Consider the following 1,379-nt stretch of genomic DNA (forward strand, 5'->3'; position numbering starts at 1 on the left):
GTTAAACATGCATAAAAGTTTATTGACTTCTTTAAAAGAAATGTACTTCTAACAAGTAAAGAGCCTAATTGGATATTCGATTTGCTTTCTTATTTTCCTACTGATAACACTTTTTATATTAACTAAAGGCGTATATCATATACAACTTAAACACAGAAAAAACTACTGCTCCTGTACAGTAGTTTTTTCTGTTACTTGAATTTTATTTAAAAGGGTCTATGAGAGAATGCTTCACAGCATCTTGAGCAGTTTGTTCAATTCACTATTTATTATTCATTTTATAAATTTAAATAAAAAAGAAGATATTCAATTTTTATTGAGGTTGGGTCTTTTGTTATTCAAATTCATACGAGATTTTTTATTGTCTAGTAGATGCTTAATTTCTTTGAAGCTTACAAAACTTTTATTTTGTTGATCTAAAAGTCGAAAACGAAGGGACTTCAAGCTTGTGCTTAGTGTAATTGTTGTTGCTTTCTGTAATGGTGGCGTAGACTCATGCGCCTTTTCTAAATTATAGTTTGGAACTCTTGGAGCCAARTGATGTACATGATGGAAACCAATATTACCTGTTACCCATTGTAAAACTTTAGGAAGCTTGTAATAGGAGCTACCATCAACYGCAGCYTTCACGTAATCCCACTCYTYTTCKYTTTCAAAGTAGGAATCCTCAAATTGATGCTGTACGTAAAATAGCCAAATTCCMAGTGAWCCTGCTACAAAAAGKATGGGAGCTTGAACGAGCAGAAAAGCTTGCCAACCAATACYCCAACATAAAAGTGCATACACYGCAACAATTGAGAAATTGGTCAAATACGTGTTCAAACGTTCCTTTCTCTTCGCGTCTTTTCGATTCAATCGGTTAGAAACGAAGAAAAGATAGATGGGACCTAATCCAAACATCACAATTGGATTGCGGTAAACTCGGTAAGCTAACCGGCCCCAGTAGGAAGCTGCAATATACTCATCAACTGTCATGACCCACACATCACCAGTTCCTCGTTTATCTAAGTTGCTGCTCGTAGCATGATGAATCGAGTGGCTTCGTTTCCACTGTTCATACGGAAACATGGTGATAACCCCACTGATTGTACCAAGGATATTATTCGCTTTTCGGCATTTGAAAAATGATTGATGACAACAATCATGGAAAATAATGAAGATTCGGACGACGAACCCGGCTGTAACAATAGCTAATGGCAGTGTTAGCCAATAAGAAACAGACAAACTTTTATAAGCTAGAAACCAAAGTAGTAAAAACGGTAGGAATGTGTTTATTAATTGCTTTATACTCGATTTCGTATTGGATTTTTCAAAAGGTGCTACATTTTTTCTTAATTCAGTCGTTTTTTGTTTGCTCATGTGTTCCTCCTTACATCTTT

1 protein-coding gene is annotated in these 1,379 nt (G+C 35.3%); it reads right to left on the reverse strand.

Annotated elements, in window-relative coordinates; genetic code table 11:
- Positions 1-306: 306 nt before the first annotated feature.
- A complete protein-coding gene (gene desA, locus AC1DRF_RS27860) occupies positions 307-1,359 on the reverse strand; it encodes a Delta(5) desaturase DesA (protein ID WP_477742295.1) in 1,053 nt (350 codons plus the stop codon).
- Between the last annotated feature and the right edge of the window lie 20 nt (positions 1,360-1,379).

It is taken from the genome of Priestia sp. P5_B4, from assembly GCF_056400385.1.